Origin of the sequence: Streptomyces sp. NPDC058864, assembly GCF_042742985.1 — a bacterium.
GTDB lineage: Bacteria > Actinomycetota > Actinomycetes > Streptomycetales > Streptomycetaceae > Actinacidiphila.
Map to the genome: position 1 here is coordinate 1 of NZ_JBHYMQ010000116.1, position 14,747 is coordinate 14,747.

13 protein-coding genes, 1 tRNA gene, 1 other RNA gene and 1 pseudogene are annotated in these 14,747 nt (G+C 71.5%); 7 read left to right on the top strand and 9 right to left on the bottom strand.

Annotated features, from left to right (window positions below; genetic code table 11):
* On the bottom strand, window positions 1–1,526 hold a 1,526-nt coding region (locus ACFW3D_RS40500), incomplete at its 3' end, for a DNA polymerase III subunit gamma and tau (protein ID WP_500513358.1).
* Between the two features lie 67 nt (window positions 1,527–1,593).
* An RNA gene (gene ffs / locus ACFW3D_RS40505) (signal recognition particle sRNA small type) lies at window positions 1,594–1,690 on the bottom strand.
* A gap of 72 nt (window positions 1,691–1,762) precedes the next feature.
* On the opposite strand from ffs, the gene ACFW3D_RS40510 reads away from it, so the two are divergent.
* Window positions 1,763–1,850, top strand: a tRNA-Ser gene (locus tag ACFW3D_RS40510).
* A 62-nt stretch (window positions 1,851–1,912) separates the two neighbouring features.
* Here ACFW3D_RS40510 and ACFW3D_RS40515 read toward each other — a convergent pair.
* The 3 genes and pseudogenes from ACFW3D_RS40515 to ACFW3D_RS40525 form a co-directional block, all read right to left on the bottom strand.
* A pseudogene (locus tag ACFW3D_RS40515) lies at window positions 1,913–2,359 on the bottom strand (tyrosine-type recombinase/integrase); the annotation flags it as partial.
* 117 nt (window positions 2,360–2,476) lie between these two features.
* Entirely contained in the window at window positions 2,477–4,600 is a 2,124-nt protein-coding gene (locus tag ACFW3D_RS40520) for an FG-GAP repeat domain-containing protein (RefSeq protein ID WP_500513360.1), read from the bottom strand.
* A 211-nt stretch (window positions 4,601–4,811) separates the two neighbouring features.
* Complete coding sequence (locus ACFW3D_RS40525; protein ID WP_500513362.1) at window positions 4,812–6,269, bottom strand: FG-GAP and VCBS repeat-containing protein; 1,458 nt, start codon at window positions 6,267–6,269, stop codon at window positions 4,812–4,814.
* Between the two features lie 338 nt (window positions 6,270–6,607).
* On the opposite strand from ACFW3D_RS40525, the gene ACFW3D_RS40530 reads away from it, so the two are divergent.
* A complete protein-coding gene (locus ACFW3D_RS40530; RefSeq protein ID WP_500513364.1) occupies window positions 6,608–7,141 on the top strand; it encodes a SigE family RNA polymerase sigma factor in 534 nt (177 codons plus the stop codon).
* 9 nt (window positions 7,142–7,150) lie between these two features.
* Window positions 7,151–8,026 carry a hypothetical protein gene (locus ACFW3D_RS40535; protein WP_500513366.1) on the top strand — a complete coding sequence of 292 codons (876 nt, stop codon included), beginning with the start codon at window positions 7,151–7,153 and terminating at the stop codon, window positions 8,024–8,026.
* A 65-nt stretch (window positions 8,027–8,091) separates the two neighbouring features.
* Here ACFW3D_RS40535 and ACFW3D_RS40540 read toward each other — a convergent pair whose 3' ends face one another.
* The gene (locus ACFW3D_RS40540) at window positions 8,092–8,940 is read right to left on the bottom strand and encodes an alpha/beta fold hydrolase (protein WP_500513368.1); all 849 of its coding nucleotides are present in this window, start codon (window positions 8,938–8,940) and stop codon (window positions 8,092–8,094) included.
* A gap of 172 nt (window positions 8,941–9,112) precedes the next feature.
* Here ACFW3D_RS40540 and ACFW3D_RS40545 point away from each other — a divergent pair, with 172 nt between their 5' ends.
* From ACFW3D_RS40545 to ACFW3D_RS40560, 4 genes are all read left to right on the top strand, one after another.
* Window positions 9,113–9,616, top strand: a complete 504-nt coding sequence (locus ACFW3D_RS40545) for a MarR family winged helix-turn-helix transcriptional regulator (protein ID WP_500513371.1) — start codon at window positions 9,113–9,115, stop codon at window positions 9,614–9,616.
* Between the two features lie 97 nt (window positions 9,617–9,713).
* Window positions 9,714–10,265, top strand: coding sequence for a SigE family RNA polymerase sigma factor (locus ACFW3D_RS40550; protein ID WP_500513373.1), 552 nt, complete (start codon window positions 9,714–9,716; stop codon window positions 10,263–10,265).
* Window positions 10,258–10,860 (top strand): hypothetical protein, encoded by a 603-nt coding sequence (locus tag ACFW3D_RS40555; RefSeq protein ID WP_500513375.1) that lies wholly within the window; start codon window positions 10,258–10,260, stop codon window positions 10,858–10,860. The genes ACFW3D_RS40550 and ACFW3D_RS40555 overlap by 8 nt, the downstream gene beginning before the upstream one ends.
* Window positions 10,861–10,928: 68 nt before the next feature.
* Window positions 10,929–11,609 carry a hypothetical protein gene (locus ACFW3D_RS40560; protein WP_500513377.1) on the top strand — a complete coding sequence of 227 codons (681 nt, stop codon included), beginning with the start codon at window positions 10,929–10,931 and terminating at the stop codon, window positions 11,607–11,609.
* 87 nt (window positions 11,610–11,696) lie between these two features.
* On the opposite strand, the gene fmdA is transcribed toward ACFW3D_RS40560, so the two are convergent.
* The 3 genes from fmdA to ACFW3D_RS40575 form a co-directional block, all read right to left on the bottom strand.
* Window positions 11,697–12,944 (bottom strand): formamidase, encoded by a 1,248-nt coding sequence (gene fmdA, locus ACFW3D_RS40565; RefSeq protein ID WP_500513379.1) that lies wholly within the window; start codon window positions 12,942–12,944, stop codon window positions 11,697–11,699.
* 76 nt (window positions 12,945–13,020) lie between these two features.
* Window positions 13,021–13,650: an AmiS/UreI family transporter gene (locus tag ACFW3D_RS40570; protein WP_500513381.1), complete on the bottom strand. Its 630-nt coding sequence runs from the start codon at window positions 13,648–13,650 to the stop codon at window positions 13,021–13,023.
* Between the two features lie 137 nt (window positions 13,651–13,787).
* Window positions 13,788–14,066: an FmdB family zinc ribbon protein gene (locus ACFW3D_RS40575; RefSeq protein ID WP_500513383.1), complete on the bottom strand. Its 279-nt coding sequence runs from the start codon at window positions 14,064–14,066 to the stop codon at window positions 13,788–13,790.
* Window positions 14,067–14,747 lie beyond the last annotated feature (681 nt).

A 14,747-nucleotide genomic window follows, 5' to 3' on the forward strand; every position in this document is an offset into this window, starting at 1 on the left:
GTGGGCCAGGCGCCGGGGCGCTGCCCGCCGCCGGGGGCGGTGGCGGTCGGCCAGGCACCGGGACGCTGCGCGGCGGGGGGCTGCGCGGTCGGGGCGGCGGGGGGAGGCGTGGGCTCGGGGGCCGGTGCGGGGCTGGGGGCGGCCGCGGGGGCCGGGGCGGGTGGTGCGGTTGCTGCGGGGGCTGCGGGGGCTGCTTCGGCGGGACGGGCCGGTCCGCCCATCGCCGCGCGCGCCGCGGCGGGGCCGCCGCCGGGCGGCAGCGGCTCCCCGAACTCCACGACCGGGGTCGCCGGGCCGCCGGCGGGCGCCGCGAAACCACCCGCGGACGCACGGCGTTCCAGCCGGTCCAGGCGGGCCTGCAGCGACCGCTCGTCGTCGTAGGCCGCGGGAAGCAGAACGCGGGCGCAGATCAACTCCAGCTGCAGACGCGGCGAGGTCGCCCCGCGCATCTCCGTGAGCCCGGTGTTGACCAGGTCCGCGGCGCGGCTGAGCTCCGCCGCGCCGAACACCCCGGCCTGGGCCCGCATCCGCTCCACGACGTCGTCGGGGGCGTCCATCAGGCCCTTCTCCACCGCGTCCGGCACCGCCGCGAGGATCACCAGGTCCCGCAGCCGCTCCAGCAGGTCGGCCACGAAGCGCCGCGGGTCGTGCCCGCCCTCGATCACGCGGTCCACGATCTCGAACGCCGCCGCGCCGTCGCCGGCGGCGAAGGCGTCCACGACGTCGTCGAGCAGCGCGCCGTCGGTGTAGCCGAGCAGCGAGGTCGCCATGGCGTACGTCACACCGGCCTCACCCGCACCGGCGAGCAACTGGTCCATCACCGACATCGAGTCACGCACCGAGCCCGCACCCGCCCGGACCACCAGCGGGTAGACCCCGGCCTCCACCGGGATCGCCTCCCGCTCGCAGACCTCCGCCAGGTAGTCGCGCAGCGTGCCGGGCGGAACCAGCCGGAACGGGTAGTGGTGGGTGCGCGACCGGATGGTGCCGATGACCTTCTCGGGCTCCGTGGTCGCGAAGATGAACTTGAGGTGCTCCGGGGGCTCCTCGACCACCTTCAGCAGGGCGTTGAAGCCCGCCGAGGTGACCATGTGCGCCTCGTCGATGATGTAGATCTTGTAACGGCTGCTCGCCGGCCCGAAGAAGGCCTTCTCCCGGAGGTCACGGGCGTCGTCCACGCCGCCGTGCGACGCCGCGTCGATCTCGATCACGTCGATCGACCCCGGGCCGTTGCGCGCCAGGTCGCGGCAGGACTGGCACTCCCCGCACGGCGTCGGCGTCGGGCCCTTCTCGCAGTTCAGGCAGCGCGCCAGGATGCGGGCGCTGGTCGTCTTGCCACAGCCGCGCGGCCCGCTGAACAGGTACGCGTGGTTGACCCGGTTGTTCCGCAGCGCCTGCTGCAGCGGGTCCGTGACGTGCTCCTGCCCGATGACCTCGGCGAAGGTCTCGGGACGATAGCGGCGGTACAGAGCGAGGGACACGACTACGACGATATCGGCCCCCGCCGACACCCGGGCCCCGCGCATGTGACGGGCCCCACACCGGCGGCCTCCCCCGACCGCCCCGGCCCGCGTTCCCGCAGGTCCGCGGGCAGCAAAAGACCCCTCACGCACCCGCCAGAGCCCACCTACCCTTGCTGCCTTCCGGCCCTGGGGGGGTTCAGCGAGATAGCGCCACGTGAGGGGCTGCGCCCAGCCTACCTGATCGGATCACCCAGGAACGAGTTCGCGAGCACTCCCTCCGGTCTAGTAATGTTTGCCGCGGAGGATTCGCCTAGAGGCCTAGGGCGCACGCTTGGAAAGCGTGTTGGGGGCAACCCCTCACGAGTTCGAATCTCGTATCCTCCGCCAGTGCCTCACCGGGCACGTTGTCGAAGGGCCCCACCGGTCGCGGTGGGGCCCTTCGACGTTCCTCAGTCCTCGTCCTGGTCTTTGTCCACAGCGGGTGTGTCCGGGCCCCAGATCGCCGTCCCGATCTTCCGGGCCACTTCCTTGAGCAAGTGGTCGGGTACGTGCAGGTACCGGGCCCTCATCCGTGCAGCGCCGCCCGGCTCCCAGCCCATGATCTGGTCGATGACCCGGTCCGGAACGCTCAGCAGCATCAACACCGTGCCGGCCGTGTGGCGAGCGTCGTGCAGTCGGCCGTCACGGACGCAGGCGCCTTCGAGGAACCGCTTCCAGTCGTGGTAGTCCGTGTTCGGGCTCAGCAGCCCGCCCGGGCGCTTGGTGAACACGTACTCCGACTCGGCCCACAGGTTCCCGGCTTCCTTGCGCTCGCGGTCCTGCGCCTCCGCGTGAGCGCGGAGCATCACCACCAGAGGACCGGGCAGCGGAACGGCGCGGCAGCCGGCGCGCGACTCCTGCGTGCAGCCGAGCCGGGCAAGCCGCTCTTCGTCCGACGGCCCACTCGCTTCGGCGTCATCTGTCGTGCCCCCGGCGATTCCCTCGCCGGAGGCACGACATGCGCCAACTCATAGCTAAAAAAGACCCTTGTAGCCTTGCCAGCCGGTAGCGACCTTCACCCGCGAGCCGAAGGACCCGTTCCCCTTGCCGTCGTTGCGATAGAGGTTGCCGCTCGTGTCCCGCGCGACCAGGTCGTTCTTCCCGTCGCCGGTGATGTCCCCGACCCCGACGATCGCGTTGTACGAGCCGCCCCAGTCCGAGAAGACCTTCACGCGGTCCTTCAGCTTCCCGTTCCCCAGCCCGTCGTAGCGGTAGAGCGTGCCCGACGTGTCCCGCGCCAGCACATCCCCGTATCCGTCGCCGTTCAGGTCCCCGGCGCCCACGATCTTCGTGTAACCGGTCCACGCCGAGCGGATCTTCACGCCCGCCTGCAACTTGCCCGCGCCGTCGTTGGCGAACAGATAGATGTCGCCGGTCGACGCCTTGCGGGCCAGCAGGTCGGTGCGGCCGTCGCCGGTCAGGTCGCCGGGCGCGGTGAGGACGTTGTACGCGTTCCAGCCGGTGCCGAGGGAGGTATGGCTGTTCGACGGGTTGTACGGCTCACCGCACCGGCCCGCGTAGCGCCGCAGTTCGCCGTTCGGCATGCGAACCAGCATCTCGGCGCACCGGTCCGTACCCATGTCGCCGAAGGGCACGGCCGCCGTCCCGGCGGGCCAGCCCGAGCCGGAATACTTGAAGTCGAAGGTGCCCTTGCCCTTGGTGTAGTGCAGGGTCAGAGCGCCCGAGGAGTTGAGTGTGACCAGCTCGCCGTAGCTGTAGTACCCCTGGTCGTGGAAACCTTGGCGGCCGCCGCCGTACCCCAGCGAACCGCCCGTGGTGTACGTGCCGCCGCCGTCCTCGGCGGTGGCCTTCAGGCTCCAGGTTTTGGGGCCGTTGTAGGAGTAGGTGCCCGAGTCCGTCTTCAGGTCCCAGTTCACCTCGACGTGCGCCCCGCTGCCCGTGATGGTGCGCTCGGTGCGCCCCTGCGCGTCTTTCACGGTGAAGGTCCAGTCCGCAGGCTTGTTCAACTGCCAGATGCTGTCCCAGTAGTTGACGCCGTTGCGGCCCTTCGCGTCCACCGCGTCGCCGGCCACGTCCGACTCGATCTTCGCCAGCGACTGGGTCGGCACCCCGCTCTGCACGATCCGGATCGCCTTGTCCGCGCCGACGTACGCGATGTCGCCGCCGAACTTGTCCACCGTCCAGGTCAGCCGCCGCTGGTCGACGGTGTTCCCGGCCGGCAGGTCCGCGATCGCGCGCGCGGCGGCGGCCGTCCCGGAGCGGTAGTCCGTCAGCATCAGCTTTCCGGCCGTCCGGTCGTGCTGGACGAGGTAGCCGTCACCGACGAGCGCGGGACCGGACGGGACCTTGATGTTCTTCTTCGCCGTACGGTCGTACACGCCCGCGGCGCCCGTCGGCCCGCAGTTCCAGTAGATCCAGCGGCCGATGACCTGAAGCTCCTTGACCGTGCAGGGGGCCCCGGTGGAGACGGTCTGCACGGTCTTCTGCGCCTCCAGGTCGTACGCGGTGACGACCCCGTTGCCCGTGCCCGGCGTCCACAGCGCCGCACCCCACACGGAGGCGGCCGTGATGGACCGGGTCAGCCGCCCCCCGTCGTAGCGGTAGGAGTTCACCGCGTCGACGTACTGCTTGCCGGTCGAGGTGGCCTGGTAGACGTAATAGCGGCCGGTCGCGTCGACGAAGCGGCCGCCGCTGACCGTCGGCTCGTCCGTGCCGCTCAGCGAGTTCTCGGTCAGACGGATCTGGGCCGTCTGCTTACCGGTGCCGTCGTCCTTGAAGTAGCCGACATACGCGTTGCCGAAGGAGCGCATCGGCACGCAGCCCTCCGGGCCCGCGTCGCAGGACACCCGCTGCACATGGCTGCCGTCCGCGTAGGTGGCGGCGTACCCACGGGACGTCTTGTCCAGCACCGTGGAACCGTCGGCCGAGATCTGCCGCCCGATCACCCACTGGTAGCCGCTCGGTGTGTTCTCCACGCTGGTGAGAAAGCCGCCCGCGTAGTCGATGCCCCACACGCCGTCCGTCGTGATCGGTGTCGGGGTGGTGTCCGCGGCCGCCGTGCCCGCGGTGGTCAGTGAGGCGGCGCCCAGTGCGGCCAGGTTGATGAGAGTGAGAGCGATCCGGGCATACCGGGTCAAGAGCCCCTCCCCAGGGAATCAGAAGGCACGGCGGCGGGGCTCGTCGCCATCCCCCTCGGCCACACTCCGCCATGCAAGCGAGGGGATGTTAACAACCCCCACACAACTTTCGGTAGCGAATTCCCAGCTCGGGCAAAGCCATCTCTACGCCGTCGGCACTTCTCTGCGGACATGCCGAGGGACTTGGCGGACCGGGGATTCACCCTGCTGGTCAGTGCGTGAAGGGACCGCTGAGCGTGGTGTACGACATCTTCAGCGAGATCACGGTGTACGACTTTGAGCCGGTGCCGGTGGTCCCGGACGTCGAACCCTTCAGCATGTGGACGAGGCCCCAACGCGTGTTGTCCAGCCAGTCGTTCGTGTCCACCATGAGGTCGGCCCGGCCGTCACGGGTGTAGTCGGTGAGCTTGAGGTTCTGTCCGAAGCTGTCGTTGTTCTCCACGGAGCCCGCGATGCCGGAGGTGCTCTGGGCGTACGCCTTGGCCCCGGTGCCGGACAGACCCCCCGCACGGCCGAGCAGCACCGTGACCATGCCGGCCCGGGTCTTGCCCTCCAGGGCCTCGCCGGGGGCCCCGATGGCGAGGTCCGCGTATCCGTCACCGTTGACGTCGCCGGCGGAGACGGCGGCGCCGAAGTAGTCCCCGTTCTCGGAAGAGCCGGGTACGCCCGCCGTGTCCTGCGTGAACTTCACCGGCTTGCGCGCCGTGTTCGGCCCGGCGGATCCGCCGTACTGGACCGTGACGTAGCCCCGTTCCCCGTCCGGCTCCTCGTAACCGCGGCCGATGGCGAGGTCCCCGTAGCCGTCCTTGTCGAAGTCGCCGACCGTGGTCACGGGGCCGCTGCCGAGCTGGTGGCCGCCGTCGTCGGGCACGCGTATCTCGCCCGCGCGCCGGGTGAAATCGCTGCCTCCCCGGTGGAAGTAGGCCCGCAGGTCCAGGTCGGCGTTGGCGCCCTGGAGTTCGCGGCCGAGGATGTACAGGTCGGTGGCGGAATCGGCGGTGACCCGGCCCGCCACCAGCTGGGAGGCGTCGAGGTAGCCGTAGCCGTCGCCGAGGGACTGCCAGCCGCCGTGCCCGCCGGTGCGGGTGAAGGGGCCCTTGAGCAGGACGACACCGGCCCGGCTGCCGCTGAGAGCGGTGAGGTCCTGGTCACCGTCGCCGTCGAAGTCGCCGGCCACGACGTCCGCCCCGAACCCGTCGCCCTGGCCCGGGTACTCCGGCGCGACGGGCGAGTGGAAGACGGTGCCGGAACCGAGGCCCTTGGCACCGCCCCAGACGACGGTCAGCCCCCCGCGGCCCTGGATGTCGCCGACGTCCTCGCCCGGTGAGGCGACGACCAGGTCGGCGTAGCCGTCACGGTCGAGGTCGGCGCTGGTGGCGGCGAATCCCCACTGGTCGTCCTGCTCCACCGCGCCGGGTATGCCGGGCGAGTCCTGGTGGATGGTCTGCACTCGCGTCCCGGGGCCGGTCGACGTGCCGTAGACGACGGTGACCCTGCCGTCCTTGCCGTGCGTCCCGCCGAGCATGACGAAGTCGCGGTAGCCGTCACCGTTGAAGTCGTCGGCCGGCTTGGCGGAAGCGGCGACCGCCGAGGGGGCGGCGAGGAGCGGGTTGCAAACCGCTGCGGCGAGTACCGCGGCAGCGGCGAGGGCGGTACGTGTGACGCGCATGGTTCTCCGTTGTCCGACAGCGGGCGGTGGAGCTTGAACTGCGATCTTCGACCAGTGCGGGTGCCCGATGGTTGTACGGCGATGAGGGGCGCGTTCACGCGTAGCAGGAAGTGCGGTACCCGTCCCCGGTCAGCGGCAGGGTCAGGTCCACGTCCTCGGTGACCGCGCCTCGGAAGCCCGCGGGGGAGTGCGGTCCTCCCACAGTCGACGGAGCCGGGCGTCCAAAGGTCCGTTCATGTCGAGATCATCTGCATCGCCTTTCAACCTCCCGCGGGCGGCGGCGCTCTGAACACGGGTGACAGGACAGGGCCCCGTGCGGGGCCCCGAGAGGAGAGCAGATGCCGGAGAACGGCCGGGGCCCGGGAGCGGCGGCGGGCCCGCGGGCGCCGGAGAGCTTCGAGGCCTTCGCCCGGGCGAGTCAGAAGCGGCTGTACCGGACCGCGTACCTGCTGTGCGGGGACGCGGACACGGCACGGGACCTGACGCAGACCACGCTCGCCAAGCTGTTCCAGCACTGGCGGCGGGCGAGTGCCGCCGACCACATCGAGGCCTACGCCAGGACCGTGCTGACCCGTACGTACCTGGCCGAGCGGAGGCGGCGGCTGCGGGACCTGCTGGCGCACTCGCGCCCCGGGCCCGGGCCCTCGCGCGACCACGCCGACCTGCGGGTGACGTTGTTGTCCGCGCTCGCCGGACTGCCGCCCAGGGCCAGGGCCATGGTCGTGCTGCGCTACTGGGAGGACCAGAGCGTCGAGTCCGTCGCCACGCTGCTGAAGTGCAGCGAGTCCACCGTCAAGAGCCAGTGCTCACGCTCCCTGGCCAAGCTGCGCGCCCAGTTGGGCGAGGCCCACGTCTACGCCACGGAAAGCTGAGGGACCGCCATGGGAGACAACATGCCCGAGGACGAGCACGGAAGCGCCCTGCTGGTGAGGGGGGCCTTGGAGCACGCGGTGGCGGAACTGCCGCCGGTGCACGACCTGGTGCCGGCCGCGGTGGTCCAGGGCCGGCGCCGCAGGGCACGGGTCCGGGTCGCCGTCGCCGCCGCGGTCGCCTGCGCGGTCGGGGCCGTGGGCTTCGGCGCCGTGGCACTGCCGGGCGGGAACGGCGGCGGCGGGACGGTCAGTCCCGCCGCGAGCACCACGCCCGCGCCGCGTACGTCCGAGGAGCCGGCGCCGTACCGGACGCCGGTCCACATCGAACCCACCAGTGACACCGAGGACGCCATGGCCGATCTGCCGCCCGCCGAGCGCGAGCGCCAGGAGGAGTTCCAGCAGCGGGCGGCGGTGCTCCTCGACGAGCTGCTTCCGGACGAGGTCGGCCTGATCCGGCCGGTCGACCTCGCGGTGTGGCGCTACCAGGGCGAGACCGCGGGCGGGGAGGTGTTCAGCGTCGTCCTGTCCGTACGGCCCGTCGGCAGTGTCCCCAAGTCGACGCGGCTCGGGGACACGTGCCCCGAGGACCCCGACTCCCTCAAGGGTGGCAGCTGCGAGCAGGGCACGCTGCCGGGCGGCATCAAGGTGGCGGCGTACCGCCTGGTCGAGGGCTCCCCGGACACGATGTACACCCGGGTCCGCTTCGCCTACGGCCACAGCGACGCGGAGCTCGCCGTCTACCCCGACCAGGACGCGAAGGCCTCCACCCCGGTCACCACGGGGCAGATGCTGGCGGCGGTGCGCGACCCGCGCTTCCTCGAACTGGTGCGGTACGCCGACGCGAACCCCATGGAGAAGAAGCAGGTCTCCGTCATGGGCGGCTGAGCGGCGCCGCCGCGGGACGGCACGAAGGGGCCCCGGCCGGGGCCCCTTCGGTTCGTACGCGGGGGTCAGCGGACGGTGGAGCGGGCGGCCTGCTCGATGATGCGGGTCACCGCGTCGGGGCGGGAGACCGAGACGGCGTGGGAGGCCTTGATCTCCACAGTGTGGGCGTGCGCCCGCTTGGCCATGAAGCGCTGGGCGGCGAGGGTGATGTTCTTGTCCTGGGTGGTGACCAGGTCCCAGGACGGGATGGTGCGCCAGGCGGCGCCGGCGGCCTTCTCGTCGAAGACCGAGGCGGCCACGGGGCGCTGGGTGGCGGCCATCTGCTCGGCGACGGTCTTCGGCACGTCGGCCGCGAACTGGGCGCGGAACTTGTCGGCCTTGATGTACAGGTCGGTGCCGGTGCCGCCGCCGGGGAGCGGGAAGGGCACGGGGTTGAGGGTCTCGCCGAGGGTGCCGCCGGGGAACTTGTCGGAGATCTGCGTGACGGTCTCGCCCTTGTCCGGGGCGAAGGCGGCTATGTAGACGAGCGCCTTGACGTTGGGGGAGTCGGCGGCGGCCTCGCTGATCACCGAACCGCCGTAGGAGTGGCCGACGAGCACGACCGGGCCCCGCACGCTCTTCAGGAAGCTGTGGACGTACTCCGCGTCGCTCGCCAGGCCGCGCAGCGGGTTGGCCGGGGCCACGACGGGGTAGCCCGCGTGCTTCAGGCGGGTCACCACGCCGTTCCAGCTGGAGGAGTCCGCGAAGGCGCCGTGCACCAGGACGACCGTGGGCTTCTTCCCCTGCGGGTGGTGCGCGGCCCTGGCGGCGTTGGCCGGGGCCGTGGCCGTCAGCGTGAGGGCCGCGACGCCTGCTGCGGCGCCCAGGACGGCGACGCTCTTGCGGGTGGGGCGGAAGACGGTCTTGAGGTTCACGGTGGCTCCTTGGCGTACGGCGTCCGGGGCGTCGGCTCCGGCCGGTGCAGAGAAACCTAGCGTCCATTTAAGTTGTGTGCAAGCTAATCGGGTGCGAGTCCATAGCTCGCGCGGGAGGTGCGACAATGTCCGGCGGAGCACCCGACCGACGACCAAGGAGGGGGAGGGAATCGTGAACGACGACACCCGCGCACCCGGGAACGGCGACCCAGCGGAGCCCTCGCTGCTGCTGGACGACCACTTCTGCTTCACGCTGTACGCGGCCTCGCGCGCCGTCACCGGCGTGTACCGGCCCCTGCTGGACGCGGTGGGCCTGACCTACCCCCAGTACCTGGTCATGGTCGTGCTCTGGGAGCACCGCACCGTGACCGTCAAGGAGCTGGTGGCCGCCCTGCACCTGGACTACGGGACGCTCACGCCGCTGATCAAGCGCCTGGAGGCGCACGGCCTGCTCAAGCGGCAGCGCCGGGCGGACGACGAGCGGGTGGTGGAGGTGGCGCTGACCCCGGAGGGGACCGCGCTGCGGGAGCGGATCCGCACCGTGCCCCTGGCGATCGGGGACGCCATAGGGCTGACCCGGGAGGAGATCGCGACCGCCCAGGACCTGCTGCGCCGGCTGACGGTCAACGTGGACCGTCACACCACGGGCACCGAGCCCGCCGCGACGGCGTCGTAACCGGCCGCTTGAGCGTGGTCGCCCCGGACATCAGAATGGTCCCGCGGCGTTGGCCAAGGGTGTGCCGGGGCGCACGGCGTCCGGCGGGGGATGAGGTATGCGACTGCCCGAGGAGCCTTCGGGGCGCGGGATGGGGGAGCGTGAGTTCGACGCGTTCTACGGCGCGAGCGTCGGCCGCCTCGTCGGCCAGCTGTACGCGATGACGGGTGACCTCGCGGAGTCCCAGGACGTGGTGCAGGAGGCGTTCGCCCGGGCCTGGGAGCACCGGGCCGAACTCGACCTGCACGGCGCGCCCGAGGCCTGGGTGCGCACCGTCGCGTGGCGCCTGGCCGTCAGCAGGTGGCGGCGCGTGCGCACCGCGCTGACGCTGGCCCGCCGCCAGGGCCCGCCCCCGGTCGTACCACCGCCGGAACCGCACCACGTGGTGCTGGTCGAGGCGTTGCGGCAGCTTCCGGAGGCGCAGCGGCGGGCAGTCGTCCTGCACCATCTGTGCGATCTGCCGGTGGACCGGGTGGCGGCCGAGACCGGCTCACCGGTCGGCACCGTCAAGGTGCACCTCAGCCGTGGGCGGGCGACGCTCGCGCGGCTGCTGGCGCACACGGAACTGGACCCAGGGGCGGGCCGACTTCCGGAGGGGAAGCATGGCTGACGGGACCGAGCTGGGCAGGCTCCTCGCCGGACTCGCCGAGTCGGGCCGGGGCCGGGCCGCACCGATGGCCGCCCACCAGGTGCGGGCCCGCGGCGAACGGCGCCGCCGCCGCGCCCGTACGGTGCGGGCATACGTCGTGGCGGTGCTCGCCTGCGCGCTGCTGGGAGGCGGCATCGCGCTGGCCGGGAGCGCCCGGGTGCCGGAGCCGGCGGCGGTCGACCCGTCGCCGCCGCCCTCCCCCTTCGTCCGCCCGACCCCGGCGCCGGGCGAGGAGTACGCCGGTGAACTGGGCTACGTCCACGACGCGGTGGCCCAGGGCGACACCGTGCGGGTCACCGTGCGGCAGCTCCGGGCGGTCGCGGGGGGAACGCCGGTGCCCACCGGCGTGGTGCACACGCTGACCCTGCCGGGCACCACGCTGGTCGAGACGCTCCGCCTGTCGGGCGGGCGCCCGGCGGACCGTGAACTGGGCCAGCTGGTCGGCCGGCTGGCGGGCGGGCCGCGGTGGACGTTCGAGATCGACTACGACGCCGAGGGGCGGGTGGCATCCCTGCGCGAGACCGGTCAGCGGCCGGGACTTGTTACCGGGCCATGACATTCCCGGTGTAACCCGCGGGGCGGGCCGGTGCGTAGACCCCGTGCACGCCACCCGTAACCGACCCGATGGGACCCACCGTGTTCGCCTCGTCCTCCCCGCGCCGCCGCGCCGCCGGCCGGCTCACCGCCCTCGCCCTCACCACCGTCACCGCCCTCGCCCTCGGCGCCTGTTCCGGGGAGGGGAAGGCGGACGGGCCCGCCGGCCGTACCGACGCGGCCGCCTCCTCCCCCGACCCCGCGCCGGCTCCGGCCTCCGCCTCGCCCTCGGCGCCCTCCTCGGCACCGCGCTCGGCACCGCCGTCGGCGAAGCGCTCCGGCGTGCCCGCCTCCTCGTACTCCCCCCGGCCCCCGGCCACGGACGGCCCGTCGGGCACGCCGTCGCCGCAGGCCCCCGCGCGCTGGGCCGGCAGCAAGCAGTTCGTGCAGATCGAGAACGCGTGGGTCAAGGACGGGCGCACGTACCTCTCGGTGCGCTCCGCCCGCAAGGAGCCCATCACGGGACCGATCGAGGGGTGGGACATCATCCCCGGCAAGGGCGCGTACACGACGGTGCGCATGGCCCGGGAGGGCCGGGTCCTGCTGTCGGTCCCCCTGGGCGACGACTCCGTCCCCCACACCTACTCCCAGGCGCAGTTCATCGCCCGGTGGTGGGCCCTGCCCGCCCAGGAGCGCGAGTGGCAGGGCTACGACGTCAGTTTCGACCTGAACGGCGAGGTGGCCAGGCTCCAGTCGCTCTACCGCGCGTGACCCCGCGCGTGACCCCGCGCGGCGCGGAGGCGCACGGGTCCCGGCCCGAGGACGGGCCGGGACCCGGGTCGCGGGGCGGTCGGGGGGTCAGGAGGTCAGCGCCGCCCGGCCGCGGTCCGCCCGCATCGGCCCGGTGGCCGACGGCCGCACGTCGAAGTCGAACATGGCGGTCGGCACGTACAGGGAGCAGCACGCGTTGGGGATGTCGACGATGCCGCTGATGCGCCCCTCGATGGGGGACGAGCCGAGCAGGAGGTAGGCCTGCTCGCCGCTGTAGCCGAACTTCTTGAAGTACTCGACGGCGTTGAGGCACGCGCGGCGGTAGGCGAGCGTCGCGTCGAGGTAGTAGTTGGTGTCCGTGTCGTGGTCGACGGAGATCCCGATGAAGGTGAGGAAGTCCGAGTAACGCGGTTCGACGTTGCCGGGCATGAACACCGGGTTGGTCGAGATGCCGTACGTCTCCATGCCGCCCTTGATCAGGTCGACGTGGAAGTCGATGAACCCGCCCATCTCGATGGCGCCGCAGAAGGTGATCTCCCCGTCGCCCTGGCTGAAGTGCAGGTCCCCGCCGGAGAGCTTGGCGTCCTTCACGTGCACCGGGTAGAAGACGCGGGAACCGCGCGTGAAGTTCTTGATGTCGTGGTTGCCCCCGTTCTCGCGGGCCGGCACCGTGCGGGCGCCCTCTGCGGCGATGCGGGTGGCGAGGTCCCCGGTGGCCGTGCCGGCGAGCGCGTTGGCGGAGTCCGGGGGGACGGCCAGCGGCGGGACGCGGTTGGGGTCGGTGTCGATGAGCGCCTTCTCGCGCGTGTTCCACCGGCCCAGCAGCTCGGCGGAGGGGGCGGTCCCGAACAGTCCGGGGTGGGTGATGCCGGTGAAGCGGATCCCGGGCAGGTGCCGGGAGACCGCCTGCTGGCCGTGGAAGTCCCACACCGCCTTGTAGGCGTCGGGGAAGTAGTCGGTCAGGAAGCCTCCGCCGTTGGCCTTGGCGAAGATGCCGGTGTAGCCCCAGCCCTGGCCGGCGGCGTCCCCGGACTGCTGGGGTACGGGGCCGAGGTCGAGGATGTCGACGACCAGCAGGTCGCCGGGTTCCGCGCCCTCCACGCCGATCGGGCCGCTGAGCATGTGGGGGATGGTGAGGTCGATGTCGCGGACGTCGTTGGCGGAGTCGTTGTTGCCGACCTGGCAGTCGGTCCAGTCCCGGCACTCCATCCGGAACTCCGCTCCGGGCTTCACCATCGCGGCGAGGGGGATGTCAGGGTGCCACCTGTTGTGTCCTGGGGTGTCCTGATCGCGCATCGACTTGGTCTGATCCACGCTGAAAACTACTTCGGGCATGACAGCCTCTCTTTTCTGATCCGGTCAGGACGGTGGTCCCGCAGCTCCGGCCCACCGGGCCGGACGGGCCGGGCGCCTAACCCGGCGAGCCGGACGACGCGGCGGCCCGGGCCTGTTCCCGCGATTTCCTGGTGAGCGGCCACAGCGCCGCGAACACGACCACGCCGAAGGCGCCCAGGGCGATGGCGATCTCCGTGGTGTGCTTCCAGTAGCCGGACAGCAGCAGCGCCGCGGGGATCACGCCGGTGACCCAGCCCTCGATCGCCGTCACCCAGCCGACATAAGTGCTCAGCTCCGCTTTCTTGAGACCGAGCACCACGAAGAACAGAGCCCACAGGAACGCCCAGTAGAGCCAGATGACACCGAACGGGTAGTCCTTGAAGAGATGGAAATTCACGAACGAGTACCCGAGGGCGACAATCGCCACGAACAGGGAGTACCAGCCGACGCAGATATTGTCGATTCCCGCGAGGAGCACGATACCCACATAGAGGTAGGTGAATCCGAAGAGGTAAATCCCGGACGCCGCCAGGATCTTGTCCTGGTCACCGCCTGCCGTGAAGATGAGGTACGTCGGGGTCAGTACCTGCAGGGCGCCCACGAAGAGGTTGAACACCGCCGCCGACTTGGGGTCGACCTTCTGCAGCAGCAGCAGGCCGTTCATGAACAGCACCGCACCGACGAAGAGCAGTCCCACGTTGGCCACGGGGACGCACCTCCTAAGTCCGCGTGGGGACGGATTGCCGCCGGCACGTCACCGGTTCCCATCTCGGCGGGAGCGATGTCCGCACTCCGGCGTCGACCCCCCTGAACAGCTAGGACTCGCCGATCACCACCCTCGCGCTAGGGCTTGGGCAGGCGGGACAGCGCCGGATGGGGCCGTGGTGCCGGCCGCTCGCGCGGCGGCAGGGCGGACACGACGTCCGGCATCTCACGGGACTTCTCCTCCCGCTCGCGGGAGACGGCGAGCCCGTGCGGCGTGACGGCGAGGGAGGGCGAGGAGTACACCCGCCGGGACTCGCCCGCGCAGGCGGGGCAGTCGTGGGTCGCGGGCGCCGAACCTATCGCCAGCCGGACGTCGAAAGGCCCGCAGTCGCTGCAAAGATATTCGTAGGTCGCCATGAAGTTGCCTCCGGTCGTCGGCGCACCCGGGTCAACCTCGACGTCTGCGGCACACCCCGCTGAGCGCACGCCGGGGGAACAATCCCTATATCAAGGAGACGCCACCGCAAGACAGTTGTCAAGGTCGCCGGAAGGCACCCGGAGCGCGTCGCGACGGAGTTCCGGAGTTCCCATTCCGGCACTCCGGGAAACACGGATTCCATTCATTTCCACGCGCCGTCCCGGACCGGTCGCGGGATATACCCCATCGTGGGCGGGGCCGCATTCCGGCACTCGCGGGGGGCGGCCGCGGGTTCCGCACCCCACCCGCCTGCCCGGCGCGGTCCGACGCGGACGGCCGACCCGGGGCGCGGGGTGGCGATGCGGGGTGTGTGAGACGTGGTGCGGAGCGCGTGATGGGTGATGCGGGCGGTATGACCGCTGTGAGGCGGTTCACCTCGCTTTTCCTGGACGGATACCACTCGCGGCTTTAGCGTTCATATGCATCGGCCTTTTCCGTGAATGCAGTGGCAATGGCGCCCCGCTCATCGGACGGCACAGAACGCTTCGCGGAACAAGGCGAACGCCGGAGAGGTGGAGAAGTGAGCATGGACGCCGTGTGGGTCCGTGGCGTGAACGGCCTTCAGATGCACCACGTCACCGACCTCCAGGACGCCGGCAGGTTCCTGGGCAACGCAGCCA

What these genes read in the sequence shown, in the direction of transcription:
- ACFW3D_RS40530 (WP_500513364.1), top strand. Translation starts at nt 6,608, where the DNA reads ATGCCGGAGAACGGCCGGGGCCCGGGAGCGGCGGCGGGCCCGCGGGCG.
- fmdA (WP_500513379.1), bottom strand. Translation starts at nt 12,944, where the DNA reads ATGCCCGAAGTAGTTTTCAGCGTGGATCAGACCAAGTCGATGCGCGAT.
- ACFW3D_RS40560 (WP_500513377.1), top strand. Translation starts at nt 10,929, where the DNA reads ATGGGACCCACCGTGTTCGCCTCGTCCTCCCCGCGCCGCCGCGCCGCC.
- ACFW3D_RS40555 (WP_500513375.1), top strand. Translation starts at nt 10,258, where the DNA reads ATGGCTGACGGGACCGAGCTGGGCAGGCTCCTCGCCGGACTCGCCGAG.
- ACFW3D_RS40535 (WP_500513366.1), top strand. Translation starts at nt 7,151, where the DNA reads ATGGGAGACAACATGCCCGAGGACGAGCACGGAAGCGCCCTGCTGGTG.
- ACFW3D_RS40550 (WP_500513373.1), top strand. Translation starts at nt 9,714, where the DNA reads ATGCGACTGCCCGAGGAGCCTTCGGGGCGCGGGATGGGGGAGCGTGAG.
- ACFW3D_RS40575 (WP_500513383.1), bottom strand. Translation starts at nt 14,066, where the DNA reads ATGGCGACCTACGAATATCTTTGCAGCGACTGCGGGCCTTTCGACGTC.
- ACFW3D_RS40525 (WP_500513362.1), bottom strand. Translation starts at nt 6,269, where the DNA reads ATGCGCGTCACACGTACCGCCCTCGCCGCTGCCGCGGTACTCGCCGCA.